Origin of the sequence: Holospora undulata HU1 (assembly GCF_000388175.3) — a bacterium.
In the GTDB taxonomy this organism is placed as follows: domain Bacteria; phylum Pseudomonadota; class Alphaproteobacteria; order Holosporales; family Holosporaceae; genus Holospora; species Holospora undulata_A.
Genome location: NZ_ARPM03000038.1, coordinates 1 through 3776 on the forward strand (window position 1 = coordinate 1; position 3776 = coordinate 3776).

6 protein-coding genes and 1 tRNA gene are annotated in these 3776 nt (G+C 35.8%); 2 read left to right on the forward strand and 5 right to left on the reverse strand.

The features are described 5' to 3' along the window. Positions 1-117: 117 nt before the first annotated feature. Positions 118-396, forward strand: a complete 279-nt coding sequence (locus K737_RS00470) for a hypothetical protein (protein WP_024161311.1) — start codon at positions 118-120, stop codon at positions 394-396. Between the two features lie 115 nt (positions 397-511). Here K737_RS00470 and K737_RS00475 read toward each other — a convergent pair whose 3' ends face one another. The 4 genes from K737_RS00475 to K737_RS00490 all read right to left on the reverse strand — a co-directional run bounded on the left by K737_RS00475 (position 512) and on the right by K737_RS00490 (position 2597). Further along, complete coding sequence (locus K737_RS00475) at positions 512-1534, reverse strand: glycosyltransferase family 25 protein (protein ID WP_006297973.1); 1023 nt, start codon at positions 1532-1534, stop codon at positions 512-514. Next, positions 1527-1832, reverse strand: coding sequence for an RNA chaperone Hfq (locus K737_RS00480; RefSeq protein WP_006297972.1), 306 nt, complete (start codon positions 1830-1832; stop codon positions 1527-1529). The genes K737_RS00475 and K737_RS00480 overlap by 8 nt, the downstream gene beginning before the upstream one ends. Further along, entirely contained in the window at positions 1832-2503 is a 672-nt protein-coding gene (locus K737_RS06610) for an HAD family hydrolase (RefSeq protein ID WP_006297971.1), read from the reverse strand. The genes K737_RS00480 and K737_RS06610 overlap by 1 nt, the downstream gene beginning before the upstream one ends. Positions 2504-2523: 20 nt before the next feature. Beyond that, a tRNA-Met gene (locus K737_RS00490) sits at positions 2524-2597 on the reverse strand. A 383-nt stretch (positions 2598-2980) separates the two neighbouring features. Here K737_RS00490 and K737_RS10795 point away from each other — a divergent pair. Continuing rightward, a complete protein-coding gene (locus tag K737_RS10795) occupies positions 2981-3133 on the forward strand; it encodes a hypothetical protein (protein ID WP_235075635.1) in 153 nt (50 codons plus the stop codon). Positions 3134-3152: 19 nt separating this feature from the next. Here K737_RS10795 and K737_RS10800 read toward each other — a convergent pair whose 3' ends face one another. Beyond that, the gene (locus K737_RS10800; RefSeq protein ID WP_235075636.1) at positions 3153-3332 is read right to left on the reverse strand and encodes a hypothetical protein; all 180 of its coding nucleotides are present in this window, start codon (positions 3330-3332) and stop codon (positions 3153-3155) included. Positions 3333-3776: the final 444 nt, after the last annotated feature.

Below are 3776 nucleotides of genomic sequence, written 5' to 3' on the forward strand. Positions count from 1 at the left end.
TTTATTAAAACATTAATTATTATTTCAGGAGGGGATTTCAATGCTGTTAAACATTTATTTTGACACTTTCAACACTTATGGGCTATAGGGGCGGTATCGTAGGTAAAAAGATTAAAAATGCGTACCTTGTCATTTGCTCAAGATAAAGACCGGGTACTAAACAAACAAAGATGGGACATTGAACGGCTGTTCAGAACTATGAAAACGCAAGGGGTTAACCTTGAAAATCCCCCTATGAAAGATTTGGGAAGACTTTCCAAACTTATGACCATTGTCTCTGTTGCTATTTTATACGCTTCTATAACGGGCCTTACACAAGAATGTGCTTACAAAAAAACAATCAGAGCGCCTTTGTTATTCATACTTCACAAGGGGACTCAGGTAGATCAAAGATAAACTCTTATTCTTTGATTTCAGCGATCTTTTAAACTACCTGAAAAAAAGTGAGGGGGAGTATGCGCAACTATAATATTAACCTGTATCTAAAAATTTTATTATTTGGTGCTTTGAGTCATTGCAGTAACTCTTTGTCATTTTTTATCTTTAATGAATAATTTTTTTTATGGAATTTAGAAATTAATGCTAGGTAATAATTATAACAATAGTAGGCAAAATAAGACTTTAGATGAAATATTTGACTGCAAATTCGCTGAAATTGTTTTGATCCTAAAATTTTAAGACTTTTTTTTCTTCTCCCTTGTAAATCAATAGAAGACGTCCCACCCTTTTCTTTAATAAGTCCTGGAAAAATTCCGGTAAATCGAATAGAATCATCAAATTCCCAAATGCGTTGAATATAATGATCTACAGGAAGCACGTACTTTTCTGCCTTAGAAAGCAAAGATTTCGCAGCTCTCCTATTAATCAAAAGTCCAACAGTCCCAGAGGTTTCTTCTAAAAACTGAACAAGCATACAAGAAAAAGAAAACTCACTAACAGAAAGAAACGATCCAGAAAAAGCAGGAGGAGAAAATAAAGAACAAATATCCCAAAGATTCTGAAATCTTATAAGCTCTTGTATTATTTGCTTCAACTTAGAAGGATCAAATTCGGCATCGTCTTCTAGGATTAAAGCAAATTTTGCGTTGGAGTTTAAAAAAGAAATCCAGGCTTTAACATGGCTCAAAAAACACCCCAACTCTCCAAATCCGGGAGTCGCACCATTAAATGCTAATTCATAAGACTTTTTATCTACAAAATTTTCTATAAAAGAGTTAGAAAGAGAACTCCCCCAAACACCAGAAATCCTTTGATACGTAAAACCTAATTGTTGAACTAAGGGTTGGATAGAGCGATAACGATCAATGTCTTTATTTAAATTAATAACAAAAACACAAACTTCAGAATGCTCTTTCTTAAAAGACCGATCAAGAGTAGGTAATCCAATTCTTGACAAATAAGAAGGAAGCTTTACAGAAGCTGGGAGTATAAAAAACCCCTTAACACTAAGAACCCACCCTCCCCCAAAGAGAACTAAAAAAGAAAAAACTTTAACCGAACTCTTAATCCAAGAAAAAGCCTTTTTTTCAGTCATGAGTTTCGGAAGAATCTAAAAAAGCAGAGCTTGAAAAACTAGGAGCAGTAAAAGGTGTGACCGGCATTATGGAAGAAATTGCGTGCTGGTATAAAATCTGAACTATTCCGTCTTTTCTAAGAATCAAACAATCGTCACTAAACTGTTCTATACACCCTTGCAATTTAATACCACTCATCAAAAAAATAGTCACAGAAACCTTCTGCGCGCATAAAACAGATAAAAAATCTTTTCTTAACGTCTGAACCTCAAATAGTTTTTTTACAGGATCACTAGAGGTGTTTTTTTGGATAAACATTATTTTTTTTCTCCTAAAAAATTATTTTCTATCGAGCTTTTGATTTCATCATAAAAATGACAAATATTTTTAAAAGAAACAAAATTTCCATTAAAAGTTTTCGCCTGTGCTCCTACAGATACGGGGGTACACCCGGCGTGCTGGGCGCAAACCATATCTACCAACGAATCTCCTACAAAAAATACAGATTTTCCGGGCTCGACTCCTGAATTTCTGAGAGTTCCAATCAAAGGCATAGCAGACGGTTTATCTTGTTCCCAATCTCCAGATCCAGAAATATAAGAAAAGTACTTCTCCCACTTTAGTTGTTTGACCTGACGACGTAAAACATCACCGTACTGATTACTTACAATTCCCATAGGAATACTCAGGTTATACAAAAAATACAAAAGACGCTCTGCGCCTTCAAAAGGAAAAATATTTTCGGTGCGCTGATCTAAAAACGCCTTAAAATCTTTCACGGCTTTATTGTATTCATCAGGTGTAAACAAAGAATGGAATGCATCTCGTATAGAAAGGGAAGGAGATAAAACGTAAGAATCTTCCTTGATCTTATCTTTTCCATTAAGAGAAAGAAAGGCATTTATTACCGACAACCCAGAGAAAACTGTATCTACTAATGTCCCATCCCAGTCAAAAAAAACTCCATCAACTCTTTCAAAAATATTCACACGGAATCTCCGAAATAAGGTTGCGGGGGGAGGATTCGAACCTACGACCTTCAGGTTATGAGCCTGACGAGCTAACCAACTGCTCTACCCCGCGATAAATTCATTCTATTTGTCGTCAGTTCATTTGTCAATAGAGAATTTTTTTTTACGCAACATATTTTTATTTAATTTTTTTTTAAATCAATTTTTTAAAATTGAATTAAAAAACAATATTGACAAAACTGTATAGTACTTAATGGATGTTTTTATAAAAAATACTAATAAAAAATGTATCTTACTAAATAATAGAAATTAGGGGTTTTATGTAGGTAGAACAAAACAATAAGTCAGTCCAAAGGCTGAAAAAAAATTGGAAAAAAACGAAAAGAAGAACGTTTAAAAAATGTTAGTATCAACAAAAAAGAAAAAAATTAAGAAAGGAAACTAGTATAAATTTTTATATATACCAAATCAAATTGAAAGTGTTGGACTAATGCGTTGAAAGTTGTCATTGATGCGCTCGACAAGATCCATGGCGATGTTGTCCCAGGTTTGGTCGAAAAATTGCAGCATATTCTCGCGAAACTCTTTGGCAGAGACGAAAAATCGATTATTGCGCACATGTCATTCTTCTCTGGTTGGAGCTTATAGGTAGGGCAAATAATGCACCTCAATGTCCACTTTCTTTTGCTGATTTTTGGGTGTCTTTGCTTGTAGGGCCTTGATCCAAGATCAGGGGAATGCTAGGCGCCTTTGGATAAGCGTCTTTCAGCGGATCAAAAAACCTCTTCAATGTTTCTAAGAGACACCACCGTAAGGCGCATGTGCAGTCACTCCCATCAAGGTACATGCGTGTAGGCCGTCATGGGGGGGCCTGACAGGTGATTTTCGTTGCTATTGTGGAGTACACGTCATCACAAACAGGATGGGTTCATCCTTCGGCGGCGTTGTCATCACCGTTGAATAAAGGCTTCCCGCTTGGTTGCCTTTGCGGGCCGTGCCGCTGGATTTTAAATGAAAAGTTATAGGCGTGCAACGTCTTGTCTTGCCTAAAAAACATAAGCGCAGATATACGTCGTGGCTTCCAAATGCGCGATAAGTTCTGCTGTTTGTGAAATATTCAGCTTGCTTACAGAGCCCTCGCTTTACACCATTAACTTTTGATCTTCCTTATACTCTTCCATACTCCCCCTCACTTTTTTGAAGGGACTTTAAAAGATCCGAAAGACAGGCTATTTTATTAAAAATAAACAACAATGTTTAATGCAAATGAACCTTCGTACTTAGTATGATC